Source organism: Candidatus Planktophila sp. (assembly GCA_030681675.1).
Taxonomy (GTDB): Bacteria; Actinomycetota; Actinomycetes; order Nanopelagicales; family Nanopelagicaceae; genus Planktophila.
In genome coordinates this window covers 176242-190927 of the sequence record JAUXRP010000015.1, presented here as the reverse complement: position 1 = coordinate 190927, position 14686 = coordinate 176242, and the positions used below count along the sequence as shown (strand labels likewise).

At 45.9% G+C, this 14686-nt stretch carries 12 protein-coding genes; 7 read left to right on the top strand and 5 right to left on the bottom strand.

Annotated elements, in window-relative coordinates:
• Positions 1-22: 22 nt before the first annotated feature.
• A complete protein-coding gene (gabT, locus tag Q8K48_04525; protein MDP1851663.1) occupies positions 23-1363 on the bottom strand; it encodes a 4-aminobutyrate--2-oxoglutarate transaminase in 1341 nt (446 codons plus the stop codon).
• Between the two features lie 56 nt (positions 1364-1419).
• On the opposite strand from gabT, the gene Q8K48_04520 reads away from it, so the two are divergent.
• The 6 genes from Q8K48_04520 (at position 1420) to Q8K48_04495 (ending at position 8225) form a co-directional block, all read left to right on the top strand.
• On the top strand, positions 1420-2853 hold the full coding sequence (locus Q8K48_04520) for an aminotransferase class V-fold PLP-dependent enzyme (protein MDP1851662.1): 1434 nt from the start codon (positions 1420-1422) through the stop codon (positions 2851-2853).
• 163 nt (positions 2854-3016) lie between these two features.
• Entirely contained in the window at positions 3017-4147 is a 1131-nt protein-coding gene (locus Q8K48_04515; GenBank protein MDP1851661.1) for an ABC transporter substrate-binding protein, read from the top strand.
• A gap of 24 nt (positions 4148-4171) precedes the next feature.
• Positions 4172-5089: an ABC transporter permease subunit gene (locus Q8K48_04510; GenBank protein MDP1851660.1), complete on the top strand. Its 918-nt coding sequence runs from the start codon at positions 4172-4174 to the stop codon at positions 5087-5089.
• Positions 5086-5880: an ABC transporter permease subunit gene (locus tag Q8K48_04505; GenBank protein ID MDP1851659.1), complete on the top strand. Its 795-nt coding sequence runs from the start codon at positions 5086-5088 to the stop codon at positions 5878-5880. Before Q8K48_04510 ends, Q8K48_04505 begins: the two co-directional genes overlap by 4 nt.
• 18 nt (positions 5881-5898) lie before the next feature.
• A complete protein-coding gene (locus Q8K48_04500; protein MDP1851658.1) occupies positions 5899-6948 on the top strand; it encodes an ABC transporter ATP-binding protein in 1050 nt (349 codons plus the stop codon).
• Positions 6949-6986: 38 nt separating this feature from the next.
• The gene (locus tag Q8K48_04495) at positions 6987-8225 is read left to right on the top strand and encodes a Glu/Leu/Phe/Val dehydrogenase (protein ID MDP1851657.1); all 1239 of its coding nucleotides are present in this window, start codon (positions 6987-6989) and stop codon (positions 8223-8225) included.
• 59 nt (positions 8226-8284) lie between these two features.
• On the opposite strand, the gene Q8K48_04490 is transcribed toward Q8K48_04495, so the two are convergent.
• Both Q8K48_04490 and Q8K48_04485 read right to left on the bottom strand, forming a co-directional pair.
• The gene (locus Q8K48_04490; protein ID MDP1851656.1) at positions 8285-8560 is read right to left on the bottom strand and encodes an HU family DNA-binding protein; all 276 of its coding nucleotides are present in this window, start codon (positions 8558-8560) and stop codon (positions 8285-8287) included.
• A 112-nt stretch (positions 8561-8672) separates the two neighbouring features.
• Entirely contained in the window at positions 8673-9665 is a 993-nt protein-coding gene (locus Q8K48_04485; GenBank protein MDP1851655.1) for a TerC/Alx family metal homeostasis membrane protein, read from the bottom strand.
• A gap of 177 nt (positions 9666-9842) precedes the next feature.
• On the opposite strand from Q8K48_04485, the gene Q8K48_04480 reads away from it, so the two are divergent.
• Positions 9843-12002 carry an MMPL family transporter gene (locus tag Q8K48_04480; protein MDP1851654.1) on the top strand — a complete coding sequence of 720 codons (2160 nt, stop codon included), beginning with the start codon at positions 9843-9845 and terminating at the stop codon, positions 12000-12002.
• 15 nt (positions 12003-12017) lie between these two features.
• Here Q8K48_04480 and Q8K48_04475 read toward each other — a convergent pair whose 3' ends face one another.
• Together Q8K48_04475 and Q8K48_04470 are read right to left on the bottom strand one after the other, a co-directional pair.
• On the bottom strand, positions 12018-13706 hold the full coding sequence (locus Q8K48_04475; GenBank protein ID MDP1851653.1) for a hypothetical protein: 1689 nt from the start codon (positions 13704-13706) through the stop codon (positions 12018-12020).
• 27 nt (positions 13707-13733) lie between these two features.
• Positions 13734-14681, bottom strand: coding sequence for a hypothetical protein (locus tag Q8K48_04470; GenBank protein MDP1851652.1), 948 nt, complete (start codon positions 14679-14681; stop codon positions 13734-13736).
• Between the last annotated feature and the right edge of the window lie 5 nt (positions 14682-14686).

The following is a 14686-nucleotide window of genomic DNA, read 5'->3' as shown; positions in this document are numbered from 1 at the left end:
ATATCAAGCACAGAACTAATGATTAGAGTGAGGCAAAGCCCTCTTCAAGGACGTTGAGCGCATCTTTTAGTAGTTCGTCGGTAATGACAAGCGGTGGTAAGAATCGAATCACATTTGAATACGTTCCAGCGGTTAAAACTAAAACGCCTTTACTCTGGCAGTATTTAACAACTGAGTTCATAGCTGCAGTATTTGGATTCTTTGTCCCAGCCTCGACTAATTCAATTGCCTGCATCGCACCACGTCCGCGAACTTCGCCAATAATTGGATATTTCTTTTGCAGAGCCCGCAATGAATCACCCAAGATTTTCCCAATGTGTTGGGCACGAGCGACGAGGTTATCTTCCTCCATCGTTTCAAGTGCCCCGAGGGCTGCGGCGCATGAGATTGGATTTCCACCAAAAGTTCCACCGAGTCCTGCGGCATGTACTGAATCCATTATTTCGGCCCGACCAGTGATGCCAGCCAGCGGAAGTCCGCCGGCAATTCCTTTAGCGGTCACCATAATGTCGGGTACGACGTTTTCATCTTCGACGGCAAACATATGACCAGTACGGGCAAATCCTGTTTGCACCTCATCGGCGATAAATACGATTCCATTTTCCGCCGAGTACTTGGCGAGCGCGGGCATAAAACCCTTAGGTGGAACTATGAACCCACCTTCGCCCTGAATTGGTTCAATTAAAATTGCGGCAACATTGTGTGCACCAATCTCTTTATCAATTTTATGTGTAACCATTTCGATCGCATCGTGGGCAATCGTTGCGGAATCGCCAACCCAGTGAAATGAATACGGCATAGGCACGCGATAAATTTCAGGGGCAAATGGACCGAAGCCCTCTTTGTAAGGCATGTTCTTGGCAGTCAATGCCATCGTTAAATTTGTTCGTCCGTGATAGCTGTGTTCGAAAACGACAATGGCCGGACGCCTAGTGTAATGACGCGCAATTTTGACGGCATTTTCGACGGCTTCAGCACCTGAGTTAACGAGAAGCGACTTCTTCTTATGAGTTCCCGGTGTAATTGCATTTAATTTTTCGCAGACTTCTATGTAGTTCATGTAAGGAGCAACGGTGAAACATGTATGCGTAAATGCCTGCACCTGTTCTATAACTCTATCCACTACGCGGCTAGCTGAGTTGCCGACATTTACAACACCGATACCTGAGCCCAGATCGATAATTTGATTGCCATCAATGTCGAGCAGGATCGCATCACTAGCCCGCTCGATGATGACAGGAATAGCCATTCCCAATCCTCCAGAAGTCGCCTCACTGCGACGCTTAAGCGCCTCAATAGATTTTGGTCCCGGTATTGCAGTAACCAGACGACGTTCTTGGGTCAGATTAGTCAATGTGTTCATGGTCAAAGTCTAAGGCCATATTTCCCATGCATCGCCCTAAAAGTTAGGCTAGTGCCATGAGTTCACTGAGAGTTTCGGCACCGTTATTAGATGCCTATCTTTCATATTTCGAACACAAGCGCCTTCCTTTCACAATTCCGGGACACAAGCAGCGGGCGGCACGCTTAGATGAGGGGTTTGGTTTAGTAGTTGATGGCGATACTCCTTTATATGGTGGTCTTGATGAAATTAAGTTGACCAATCAGGTATTACGACGAGCAGAAACATTAGCTGCCGCACTGTGGGGCGCTAACTACGCTCGATTTTCAACGGGTGGATCCACTCATGCAAATCAAGCGATTATTTTGGCCCTTGGAAAACCTGGAGATAAAGTCGCTTTATCTCGCACCGCCCACCGCTCAGTCTTAAGCGCACTTGTGTTAGCTGGACTAGAGCCCATCTGGTTATCACCTGAAATCGATGTGGCAACTGGCATACCCATTGGGATTCGAGTTGCCGAGTTTGAAAGAGTAATTGAACAAAAACCAATCGCACTTTTATTAACCGAACCTGGCTACTTAGGTACCTTGTCAGATCTTCCATCACTAATTACTGTGGCACACTCCCATTCAATCCCAGTCATAGTCGATGCAGCATGGGGCGGCCACTTTGGTTTTTCTACCTCCGTTCCTGCACACTGTTTAGCTATGGGGGCCGATGCGTTAATTACAAGCACACATAAAGCACTACCCGGCTATAGTGCATCGGCGCTTCTAATCGCACAAGGAAAATATTTAAATCTTGATCGAATCGAGCAAAGTTTCGAAACAACCCACACAACTTCCCCAGCCGGTGCTCCTTTGGCATCCATTGATGGCTGCCGAGCGCTCTTGCAAACTCGTGGTCAGGAGTTAATTGCACAACTTGTTGCAGATGTTAAAGCTTTCAAAAACGAAGTTCAGTCGCACTTTGACCTTCCTATCTTTCTCAACCCTAGTGACTTTCCGATTGGCCGCTTTGATCCCACAAAAGTTGTCTTACGCGCTAATCAATTAGGTGCCTCAGGAGTTGAGATAGAAAAAGCACTTCAGCTGCACAACATTCGAGTAGAAATGGCAGACAACGACACCATTGTCTTTTTAGCCACCCTTGCCGATTCAATGCTGGAATTCGATGAACTAGCCAAAGCGCTGATCCCAATCTTAAAAGCAGAGCAAAAAGCCCCTCGCACTTCAGCTACATCTCTTAGCTGGTCAGTCGTTCCCACCGTTGCACTGTCAATGCGCGATGCATACTTTGCCGACACTGAAATGGTGGCTGCTACGCGGGCCATTGGCCGAATATCTGCCGACTTAATTGCGCCATATCCCCCAGGTGTTGCTGTGGTAGCGCCAGGTGAATTATTAACTAAAGTTATAATTGAAGGTTTAGCGGCTACAAACGCCGCTGGAGTGCGAATTGCCTACGCCAGCGATCCAACTTTGACTACTTACCGGGTCACGAAAAGTTAACCAAATAGCCACACGAACTATGCATTGAGTTGTAGACGAACTCATCCTTTGCGGATAGGTTATGTCAATCTCATCTCCAGATCTCTTGCAGTCAACACGTGTATTGCAAGAGAGAAAGATAAATGAGCTAACAAAAACCCCTTACATTTATAGGAGGAACTGAGTGAAGTTTTCAAAGTTTACAAGCGGATCTCTTGCAGTTGCACTCGCAGTTGCAATTTCAATCCCTGTACTAAGTATTTCAACTGCATCGGCAGCCGGACGTGATTACAGTAAAATCAAAAACGCCTCTGCCGGTGGTGGTATGGCAGCTTTAATTGCCGCTTGCCAAAAAGAGGGCCAACTAAATGTCATCGCACTTCCACACTATTGGGCAAACTACGGGGAAATGATTGATGGTTTTAAAAAGACTTATGGAGTAAAGATTGATGAAGCTAACCCAGAAGGTTCTTCTCAAGAGGAGATTGATTCTGCGATTCAACTTAAAGGTACAAATCGCTCTCCAGATGTTTTTGACATCGGCTTAGCAATTGCCGTTAAGTACGCAGGTACCGGTACTTTTGCGCCATACAAGGTAAAGACATGGAACTACTTGTTAAATGCCGCAACTACATCACCTACGGGTGAATTTACTCCTAATTACACTGGGACTCTGACAATTGGTTACAGCGGGGCGCTAGGAACGATCACCAAGATCGAAGATCTTCTTGATCCAAAGTTCAAAGGTAAAGTCGCACTTAATGGAGATCCACTAGGTTCTAGTACTGGCCTTAACGGAGTCTTCATGGTTAACAAAGCAGTCGGTGGAACTTTTGACGATGTCTCTAAGGGAGTCGCCTTTTTTAAGAAGTTAAAGGATGCTGGAAACTTCATTAATGTGAATCCAACTGCCTCAACAATCGCCTCAGGTCAAACACCAGTTGTAATCGACAATGGTTATGTTCAAGCTGGAGTTGTCAAGCAGTTCGCAGCGGCTGGTCAGGTATGGAAAATGTTCACTCCTGCATCAGTTGGATCGACATACAACAGTGCAGTCTCTGCTTGGGCTCCACATCCAGCCTGTGCCCGTCTCTGGTTGGAGTACACACTTGGTGAAACTGGTGCAAGAGTCTTTGCAATCGGTGGAGCAACACCAACGCTCTGGGTGTGGCTTGTAAAGACTCGACGTGCCCCGGCTGATGGAATTGCCTCAATCGGCAGAAGCAAAGTTAGTGCAGAGGCACCAACAGCTGCACAGGCTGCTGCAGCACGTGTTTATCTCAAAACCGCTTGGCCTGCCGCAGTTGGAGGCTAACTAAAGCGATCGCGAGTTAAACAATTGACTCAGATACCTATCCAAGGAACTGGTCCTACCGTTGGTAGGACCAGTTCTAGGTATTGGCGCAGCAAGTCTGCTTACCTTGGCGTCCTTCCTTTTATACTTTTCTCAGGTCTTTTCCTTATCTATCCAACATGGAATGTCATCTCTGGCGCTTTCCAAGATGAGTCTGGAAAATTTGGAACAAGAGTTCTCGTAGAGGTTTTTAACTCTTCATCTGCCCGAGCTGGATTTAGGAATTCACTTGAGATCTCTGCTCAAACAGCCATTGCTGGTTCGATACTAGGTGGGTTATTTGCATGGGCGATGGTCTCGGGCAAACAGGGGGGTTTTTTTTATCGCTTCTCAGTTGCTTTAAGCTCAGTACTTGCACAATTTGGTGGAGTGATGCTTACGTTCGCATTTTTAGCAACTTTTGGCTTCAACGGTCTGGTATCAACATTCGCCATTAAGTTTGCTCCAGGTAGTTTTTTAGCGGAGTCATCCTGGCTTTATGGAAAAGCGGGCATCGCTGTGCTCTATACGTTTTTTCAGATCCCGCTTATGGTTCTCGTCTTTTTACCAACTTTAGAGAACATGAAAACTCAATGGCGTGAGGCATCCGATGCATTGGGTGGAAAAACTTATGAGTACTGGCTACGTGTGGGTATTCCTATTTTGACGCCATCATTTGCTGGAGCGGGACTTTTACTCTTTGTTAACTCCTTCTCTGCTTATGCCACTGCGGCCACACTTATCAATCTCTCAGATTTTTTAACTCCTCTAGCGATTGCAACAGCTTTAACTAGTGAAGTTGGTGGTGCAAATCCTGCGGAGGCGAAATCCCTGTCGGCTTACATGGTCATTGTGGTGATTATTGCTATGAGTTGCTACGCACTACTACGGCGCAAAGTAAGTAAGTGGGAGCAGAGTCGATGAAAAAATCTATTGGGGTTCGGATCTGGCGCATTTCAATTATTGCAGTAGTCTCTTTTTACCTTTTAATGCCGCTCTACGCGATGTTTGATTTTTCGACCAAACAATTTGGCTTAGGTGGGAAATCTAGGAACTTAGATTCCTGGAGAATCATTCCATCACAACCTGATTTAGCAATTGCAATCACTCGCTCTTTGTTAACTGCATTGATTGTAATGGCTCTTATTCTCTTTCTCATAGTACCGACGGCAATTTGGGTGCATTTAAAACTTCCTCTTCTTCGGCGCCCTTTTGAACTCTTGTGTCTCTTGCCTCTTGCAATTCCAGCCATTGTAATTGTTGTGGGAATCGCACCTTTGTATCGCTGGATTTCAATAAATTTGACTGAATCTCCAATAACTCTTTCTGGAGTCTATTCGATGTTAATTTTGCCGTATACATATCGATCACTCTCGGCCGCTTTAGATGCGGTAGATATTCACACTTTAGCTGAGGCGGCAAGAACGCTCGGTGCATCAATCGGAAGAGTCATTTTTGGGATAATAATGCCAACCATTAAGACTGGAATTATCAATGGCTCTTTCATAGCGATCGCATTAGTGCTTGGAGAGTACACAATTTCTAATATTCTCAACTATAAGACTTTCCAAGTTGTAATCGCTCAAATTGGAAGAGCAAATGGAAATGTTGCTGTTGCGGTATCCCTTGCATCACTTCTCTTTGTTCTGTTCTTGCTCTTACTCATCCCAAACAAAAAACGTCTTGGTACAGTCCTTGATGTTGATGTAAAATGATACGAAAGGATTAATACATTGAGCTCATCACCCTATGTACAATTGAATAACCTTGCAAAGCATTTTGGCAAAGTTAAAGCACTCGATGGGTTGAGCCTTGATATTGCTGAGGGCGAACTTGTAGCACTTCTTGGTCCTTCGGGTTGCGGTAAGACAACTGCATTACGTGCTTTGGCGGGATTACAAGAGCTTGACCGCGGTCTAATGATTGTCGACGGCAAAGATGTAACTTTCCAAAGCGCTAACAAACGTGGGATGGGAATGGTTTTCCAGGCTTACTCACTTTTTCCTCACATGACCGCGCGAGATAATGTTGAATATGGATTGAAGCTTAAAGCTCACAGGACATCAAAAGATAAACGCAAAGCACGTTCATCTGAACTATTGGAACTTGTGGGTTTATCTTCCCATGCCAATCATTACCCACATCAACTTTCGGGGGGCCAGCAACAACGAATCGCTCTAGCCCGCGCGCTTGCAATTTCTCCAAAGGTATTGCTTCTTGACGAACCGCTTTCAGCCCTTGATGCAAAAGTTCGCACACAATTGCGCGAAGAGATTCGCAGAATTCAATTAGAACTTGGCACCACTACGCTGTTTGTAACCCATGACCAAGAAGAGGCACTGGGGATCGCCGACCGGGTAGGTGTAATGAGAAATGGCCAACTTGAACAGATTGCAGCGCCGGACGAGCTGTATGACCGCCCTGGCACTGCATTTGTAGCTGAATTCGTTGGGCTCACAAATCCAATCTCCGGTGTCGTCTCAAAAGGCGCAATTGAATTACTTGACTCAACTGTTAAGACTCTCAAAGGGTCAATCACAATTGGTCAAGGTATTGCACTTGTGCGTCCAGAAAATATTGAAGTTGTTGCAAGCGAGTCAGGAAATGCAACGGTTTTTTCAGCTAGTTTCCTCGGTGCATCATGCCGCTTAAGTATTACCTTAAATGATGGAACACGTGTTACTGCGCAACTTCCTAGTTCTGATGCCGCTGGGTTGAGTGCAGGCGCTCTCGTAAAGGTATCACTTTTAGATAGGCCTGTTTTTGTAAAACCAACAATCTGATGTTGGTGTTTTTCACTGATTTCACATAGATTCATCTCATGACAACGGAGTCAGCTTTCGAAACTGCGCGCACGCAATTACGCACTGCAGTTGATCAATTAGGCCTTTCAGAAAATGATTGGCAAACACTTTCAACCCCACGGCGAATTTTAGAAGTAGCCGTTCCCTTACGACGAGATAATGACAAAGTCGAAATGTATAAGGGATACCGAGTCCAATACTCAACCACAAGAGGACCTTCTAAGGGTGGAGTTCGTTTTCACCCACAGATCGATCTCGAAGAAACTATCGCCCTTGCCATGTTAATGACATGGAAATGCGCGCTCACTAACCTGCCATTCGGTGGTGCTAAAGGCGGAATAGCTGTCGATGCTTCTACTTTATCGGATCGCGAAAATGAGCGCTTAACTCGTCGATATACATCAGAGATTTTGCCAATCATAGGACCAGAGCGCGACATTCCAGCACCCGATGTTGGAACCGATGAACGTAACATGGCCTGGATGATGGATACCTACTCAGTTAATGCAGGCTTCTCGGTCCCAGGAGTTGTTACAGGTAAGCCAATCGTTTTAGGTGGTTCACTTGGTCGAAACTCAGCAACAGGCGATGGTGTTGCAATCTCAACGCGGGAAGCGCTGCGGATGAGAGGGATTAATCCAATTGGTGCAACTGTTGCGATTCAAGGCTTCGGAAAGGTCGGCTACTGGGCCGCCATAGCACTTGAAAATATGGGGCTAAAAGTTGTTGCGGTAAGTGATGTGAATGGCGCAGTTATTGGCTTTGAAAACGCGACTGCGCTATGGTCACATTTCTTAGTGCACAAAAATCTAGATGCACCGGGCACCGATCGCCTCAGCAACGAAGAACTCCTTCACTTAGATGTAGATGTTCTCATTCCCGCCGCGCTCTCAGATTCAATCACTGGGTATACCGCCCGTGGCATCAAGGCCAAGATTGTCGTGGAGGGTGCAAATGCTCCAACATCTCCTGAAGGTGATGCGATATTAAATGACAAGGGAATACTTGTAGTTCCCGATATTTTGGCGAACTCAGGGGGTGTGATTGTTTCCTACTTTGAGTGGGTACAAGATAAGCAGAACTATGCCTGGGATGCCGATGAGGTTAAGACAAATCTCAACCGTATTCTGATGAAAGCCTTTAGTGAGGTTGAAGAAATGGCTACTGGTCGAAAAGTGACTTGGCGCGAGGCTGCGCATATGTTAGGTGTAGCTCGAGTGGCCGAGGCGCACCATCTGCGAGGTCTCTATCCATAGAAAAATTGAATAAAAAAAGGCAGAGGTGAGAAACTCACCTCTGCCTTTTTTATAAATAATTATTGAGCAACGGCCTTCTTAAGCTTCGTGCCGGCACTTACCTTGACGCCAGTGCGGGCAGGGATCTGTAGAACTGCACCTGTCTGTGGGTTACGGCCTGAGCGTGCCGCGCGAGCTACCGCCTCAATTGAGATAAAGCCTGGAATTACCAGCTTCTCCTTGCGCTGGAGCATTGAGATAGCAAGGGCTTCAAGGGCCTCCAGCATTGATAAAACTGCGCTCTCGCTCTGCTTTGAATCTGCAGCTAACTTTGCAACGATCTCTTTTTTATTCATTGTTAATTCTCCAGTACTTGTTTGGTGTTAATACGGGTAATCCTGCCAGCAATGGCTTGGTAACGTGGCTAAACCACGCTACTTTGACCATAAATTCATGCAATTCCCGCCTTTATTTGCCGGTTTTCTCGTCTTGAGCGGTGATTCGACCCGCATGAGCATGTGCCGTTGGATCGGATTTACTCTTGATGATGCTCGCAATTGTTGCAACGGCCAGAATTGACGCAATTACACCGAGGCTAAGAACCGTTGGAATCTTAGGAATTTGAGCGAACTCCTCGTGGGCGAAAGTCAGGATTAACTTGACGCCAATGAACATCAAAATTATTGACAACCCCAGGGATAGGTATACCAACTTATCAAGCAAGCCTTTGAGTAGAAAGTAAAGGGCGCGAAGGCCAAGAAGTGCGAATGCGTTAGCGGAAAAGACTAAAAAGGTCTCTGAGGTGACACCAAAAGTCGCTGGAATCGAATCGAGGGCAAAGAGCAAGTCAGTTGAGGCGATAGCAATAATGACTAAGAACATAGGGGTCGCAAATCGTTTGCCATCAAACTTAATAAAGAGCTTAGATCCGTGGAACTCATCGACCATGGCAATAGATGATCGAAGTTTGCGAACCAAAAAATTATCATTTGGATTCGGATCCTCATCCCAGTGCTTGAATAGACCTATTCCGGTCCAGATAAGAATGGCTCCGAAGATTACGAAAGTGAATGAGAATGCAGCTATCGCTGCAGCTCCAATTGCTATAAAAATCGCGCGTAAAATTAAGGCGAGAATTACACCTATAAGTAGGACTCTCTGCTGGAAGATACTTGGCACGGCAAACTGAGCCAAAATGATGACGAATATAAATAGGTTATCAATTGAGAGTGAGTATTCAACTAAGTAGGCGGCAAAGAACTCGGTTCCGTATTTGGAGCCATATGAGCTAAAGACCCAGATTCCAAATCCAATTGAAATACCTACATAAAACAGCGTCCACAAAATCGCCTCTTTGAACTTCACATCATGTGGTTTTCTACTGGCCGTAAACAAATCTATGCTGATTAATAGCGCCACCAAAGAAACTGTGACAACCCATACTGTTAGTGAAACTTGCATTAAAACTCCCTTGATTGCCATGAGTAGTACATGGTCAAGGTCTCCCTAACCGAATGATCGGCCAGCGCCCCGGGTTTTTACACCGTATTGACGAGGTAGCTGTAGCGAGGTACTCCCCTTTAACTGGATAAGAGTAAGTGCGTAGCAGTAAATCCACAAATCATTAGACTCGTGCCCATGATGGGGTTATGGGTTCGGGTCGTAATCCGCCACCGCTTAATCATCATCGCTGTGTGGATTGCACTATCGGCTGCTGGTGCATTTGCTAGCGCCAATATTGATCAGCACTTGACTACATCTCTTGAAGTTCCGGGTAGTCAATCAGCTCAAGCCGATGAGATTCTTACAGCTCATTTTAACGAGAACATCCAAGGCACATTTACAGCGTTGTATAAGTTCAAAACCTCCACCCCAGATGAGATAGAGGGGTACAAATCCTCCATCGAAAAAGCCACTGCGGAAATTGCCGGGGCAGAGGTGGTTCAACAGCGAGCAATGAGTGGGATTCTCATTGCGAGCATCACCACTCCATACTCGCTGCTAAATGCCGCCGCTCAAACTGAAGGCCTTCGCGCCGCCATAGAAAATGCGGGATTGCACGGTGTACTGGTAACTGGTCCCCCAGCGATCAACCATGATGTCTCACCAGTACTTGCAAGTGATTTACATCGTGGCCGATTTGTCGCTATCGCAGTGGCACTATTACTTCTCCTTCTCATGCTTGGGTTTTCGATAGCTGCGATTATTCCGATTATTTTTGCGATGGCATCGATCTCTCTGGCAATGGCCTTGGTATATCTGTTAGCACAGCAGATGCTCATGGTTTTGTATATTCCAAATATCGTAGAACTTATTGGTCTTGGACTTGCAATCGATTACTCACTACTTCTACTTCATAGATTTCGTCGCGAGTTACGCAAAGGTTCTGAAGGCTCTGTAGATAATGCAATTCTTGCCACAATGGCAACGGCAGGCCGTACGGTTTTAATTTCAGGAACAATCGTGTGCATCGCCTTGGCAACTTTGCTTCTAGTTCCTGTTCCCTTTGTTCGCTCACTTGGAGCTGCCGGTTTAATTGTTCCTATGACATCGATGCTGGCGGCCATCACCTTGGCACCTGCACTACTTTCTCTTCTCGGCAGAAAAGCGGTTTCAACTGCAGGTTTCCATGGTCTCATCGGTCGCAGGGATGTTTTATCCGGTTCATGGGCAAAGATTGCAGGTTTTGCAGTTAAAAAACCTAAGAGTGTCTTTTTCGGTTCGCTGCTAACACTAGCAATAATGGCATCCTCCATCTTTTGGCTCGCAATTACCCCTAGTTCGTTAACGGCGATTCCAACCAATCTTGAATCCTCACAAGCATTGTCGTTAATCACTAATCGCGCCGGTCCTGGTGTCATCACTCCTCATGAGCTTGTCATTGATCTTGGCGCCGAAGGGCAAGCAAATTTACCGACTGTAATTACGGCTCGCATGAAGTTAGCAAGAATGTTAACTAAAAACTCCGAAATCTTTATTGTTGCAACTGACAATAAAGCTCCTTTTATTGATGACACTGGACGGTACCTTAGAATTTTCGTAGTCGGCCAACACGCCCTCGGTCTGCCCGAGAGCGATGAATTAGTCAACACTCTTCGCACAATTGATTTAGAGGCAGCAGGATTTTCTCCTCAATCCACTTCCTATTTGGGTGGAGCACCCGCTCAAGGCGTTGATTTAATCAGGGCAGTTCTTGACTCAATACCTTGGATTATTGTGCTTGCACTACTTTTGACGTACATCTTATTAACTCGTGCTTTACGTTCTTTAATATTACCGATTAAAGCAATCGCTCTGGACTTGATTTCGATTGCCGTCGCTTTTGCTGCCTTAGTGGCGGTCTTTCGCTTTGGATTTGCATCGTCAATTCTGCAAACGTATAGGCTCGATCAGATTGAAGTTTGGGCACTTATCTTTTTGAGTGCAGTTCTCTTTGGTTTATCGATGGACTACGAACTCTTTCTTGTCTCCCGAATGCGCGAAGCACGAGAGCGAGGAGCAACAAATAACGATGCAATTGTGGAGGGCATGGTACAGACCGGAGGTGTGGTGAGCGCGGCGGCGATTATTTTTGTTGCTGCAATGAGTGGTTTTGTTATGGGTCATTTCGCAGGCTTGCAGCAACTCGGTATTGGTCTTGGTGTTGGAGTTCTCATTGATGCAACGATTATTCGAGGCCTTCTTCTACCCAGCACAATGCTCTTACTAGGACGCTGGAATTGGTGGCTTCCAGTTTGGGCGGCTCGATTACTAAAAACTAAAGCCTCCCCCCTCGAGATCCGAGAGGTGAGGCTTTAGCCTCTTAACTTTCTCTTACTTAGTTACAGTAATTGCGAAGCGAATAGTTGGAACTGTATATCCAAGTGCTAATCCAGCAAAGTCACGGTCGGCCGACAAAATCGGGACCATTCCATATGGAGTATTAGCAAATGATGGCTGTTGTGTATAAAGGATTGGATGTAAATCAATTATGTGAGTACCTGGTGCACCTGTTGCCGTTATGTGAATGACCATGTATCCATTTGAGTTAAATCCGCAACCATAGCCCACGTAGCTATTGTCATATGTGACAGCCATTGTGTTATCTAGTTGAGTCCAACCAACACCTTTGATGCTGATTGTTATTTCTTCGCCTGCCTTGAAGGTGGTTGAAGGAGCTCCAGCGCCACCTTTAGCAAATGCTTCTACTGAACCTGAGTTATCAGCTTTGGCAAGTCCCATTCCAATTACTTTGCCGGCCTTGTTATAGAAGGGCATGATGCTGTGCTTTACATAGAACGCAGCTTGTGCCTCGATAACGTCGCCCTGCTTTAATTGGATTACATGCCATCCACCTAAATTATCTGGGATTGTAATGTCGCTGCTCATAGAACTTCCAGTAACGTTCACGGTTGCAAGTGGGATGGAGTTATAAACCCAGCAAGTGCCGGTGCAGTTCACACGGTTACCGACAACAGAGGCCCACACTAGTTGGTGAGTTCCAGTTGAAGTAAGCCCTGTTGCGCTGAACGTTGTCTTTGTAAGTACTGGGCCACTGTTCTTTGACAATTTGGCAACAGCTTTTGTATTTGGATTTAAGCCAACGTTTGAAAGCGTTGTACGAAGTTCAACCGTTGGTTCTACAACTGCAGGCCAAGAGATGTAGGGTTTACCTGGACCCTTATCAGCTGTAACTTTAAACATTGCGCGACCACCATTTGCATATGGAACTGGCGACTGCAAGATATTTAAGTATGCAAAAGTGATTGCATCCTTAACATCTATAAAGTGTTTTCCGACTGGTCCTGCCGCTCTAATAACTACCTTACCCGTGCCCCGAGTCCAGAGAGCTTGAACTTCACCGGCATAAGAACTATCCCAGTGAACTGCCGCTCCTGCGGTGTAAAGGCTTGCGCCCATACCTGTGTAAGTGATCGTGATTGGTGTGCCGATTGGACCGCTTTTTGGTGAAATCTTCAACTCACGAGTGGTTTGGAAGCCACCGTGTGCGACTGCAACACCGCTCTGGACAGCATAAATATCGTGTACTCCGCCGAAATCAGATGGGACTTTAGTCTTATAGACGAAAGCTCCAGTTGAATCGGTCGTAACAGATGCAATGTTCACGTTGTACTTAGTGTATTTGGTTCCAAGATAGTTAACGCTATTAGGCTGGATATCGGCTACCCATGTGCCATCGAGCGTTGACCATGTTAGAGGCAACGTTGTGTTTACCGGTAGACCTTTACCTGTAATTGTTATCGGAGTTCCGATAACTCCCTGACTTGGAACAACATCTAAGTTGATCATCGTCGAAGGTGTAGTAAAGACATCTGACTTAACGCCAGTAAATGGTAGAGCCGGAATTCCAGGTAACCCAGAAGGTGCAACTAAATTTATTGGCGTAACTGGATTAGTATCGGCCGCATTTGCTGGTGAGATTGTCGTTGCCGCCAGTGCTGCGACTGCGATTGCACATGCAATCACAGACCCACTTCTGCGGGATTTAATCTGTATTTTCATTTCTAGTTCCTCTCTCCGATTGATTTCTTAAGCTTTTGGTAGTGCAAATAGTGTTAGAAGTGAAGCAGCAGTCCAGTTTGGAACATAGGTTGCTGTTGCACCTTTTAGTGCAGGTGAAACCAGCCTTGTGCGGTAGTAGCTGACGCGCTCATAGACGGTACGACCATCATCGCCAATTACGCGTTTGCCATCAACTTTTTTAGGAACTAGCTTTGTAGATAGAACCTTCATTGAGTTCTGATCTTTAGCAATCATTGTCACCTTGTAATTGATAACTCCAAGAGTGTTGTAGAGAGGTGCAGCACCAGTTTTTAAAACTGCAACCCAGAATGCAATTCCAGCGTGGTTTCCATAGGAAAGCGGAAGTGGATCTTTTACTCCAGCGATTTCAATATATGCCTTAGCAGTGTTATTGGTAGTCATCGGCTCACCACCTTGGTCGGCATTATTAGCATAGATACGGAAAACAATTGTCTGTCCAACTAAATACTCATTAGTGATGGCGCAACTTATTCCAAAACGTGGTGCAAGTGGGCCTGAAGTACCGCTAGCTAGGACAGTATCCACATAAATATGAATTGGAGATACAACTCCTTGGCCTGGAACACCCACCTTGGCGATGAGTTGAGCATCCACTACTGTGAAATTAACTGCATCGGTTGGCGTAAGAGTTCCAGAAAGAACCGTTGGCCCGCCTTTTGTCGGAGTCCACGAACATTTTGCAATAAATGGCGATACCGTGGTGGTAGCCACTGCTTCACAACCTTTAATGACTAGTCCAGCCTCTGAGAACTTAACATTTCCTGCGGTGCTGGCTGTTGCTGTGATGAACACTGGCCCCATATCAACAACCGCAGCTCTTTCAGCAAGTACAAGTGTTGGGGTAACCGCTGCATAAGCAGTTGAGCCTCCGACGAATACGCTGCCAAGTAGTGCAACTGCACCAATGACCGCGGATGAGATCTTTTTATTCATTGCTT

Excerpts from the sequence above, each read along its gene's own strand:
- Q8K48_04505 (MDP1851659.1), top strand. The coding sequence starts at position 5,086 with ATGAAAAAATCTATTGGGGTTCGGATCTGGCGCATTTCAATTATTGCA.
- Q8K48_04520 (MDP1851662.1), top strand. The coding sequence starts at position 1,420 with ATGAGTTCACTGAGAGTTTCGGCACCGTTATTAGATGCCTATCTTTCA.
- gabT (MDP1851663.1), bottom strand. The coding sequence starts at position 1,363 with ATGAACACATTGACTAATCTGACCCAAGAACGTCGTCTGGTTACTGCA.
- Q8K48_04490 (MDP1851656.1), bottom strand. The coding sequence starts at position 8,560 with ATGAATAAAAAAGAGATCGTTGCAAAGTTAGCTGCAGATTCAAAGCAG.
- Q8K48_04470 (MDP1851652.1), bottom strand. The coding sequence starts at position 14,681 with ATGAATAAAAAGATCTCATCCGCGGTCATTGGTGCAGTTGCACTACTT.
- Q8K48_04495 (MDP1851657.1), top strand. The coding sequence starts at position 6,987 with ATGACAACGGAGTCAGCTTTCGAAACTGCGCGCACGCAATTACGCACT.
- Q8K48_04480 (MDP1851654.1), top strand. The coding sequence starts at position 9,843 with ATGATGGGGTTATGGGTTCGGGTCGTAATCCGCCACCGCTTAATCATC.
- Q8K48_04475 (MDP1851653.1), bottom strand. The coding sequence starts at position 13,706 with ATGAAAATACAGATTAAATCCCGCAGAAGTGGGTCTGTGATTGCATGT.
- Q8K48_04485 (MDP1851655.1), bottom strand. The coding sequence starts at position 9,665 with ATGCAAGTTTCACTAACAGTATGGGTTGTCACAGTTTCTTTGGTGGCG.